Consider the following 411-nt stretch of genomic DNA (forward strand, 5'->3'; position numbering starts at 1 on the left):
CGCTGACTTTAAGCTCGCGCCTTAGTTGGGTAACTGCCTGGGCTATTTCCGCGGCTTGCGGTTCTTGGTCCGCTGGTCGACTAAGACGCTCAATTTTTTTACGAATTCGTTCTCGATTTTCAGCTTCAAGTTCTGCTGGCGTAAGCGTTCGTTTTCTTGCTTGAGCCGATGATTTTCCTGTTTGATCAGCTGCTCTCTTTTGGTCATGGGGCGGTCGTCCTCTCTGCTTGTTAACGATATTATACCCATTTTTACGATATTCGCGCAGCCAGTTGTACAACATGCCACTACTTTTTAAGCCCAAGTCAATAGATACTCGACGGACAGGCTCATGTTCAACTATGCTTGAGAGCCTGCTCCTTAAAATAACTTGTATAAGCAGTGAAAGGCTGGTCTAAAATAGCTAGACCG

General features: G+C 46.2%; 1 pseudogene. It reads right to left on the bottom strand.

The features are described 5' to 3' along the window. Positions 1–304, bottom strand: a pseudogene (locus tag H3T43_RS09305) (IS3 family transposase); the annotation flags it as partial. Positions 305–411: the final 107 nt, after the last annotated feature.

The sequence above is a fragment of the Lactobacillus sp. M0396 genome (assembly GCF_016101625.1).
In the GTDB taxonomy this organism is placed as follows: Bacteria; Bacillota; Bacilli; order Lactobacillales; family Lactobacillaceae; genus Lactobacillus; species Lactobacillus huangpiensis.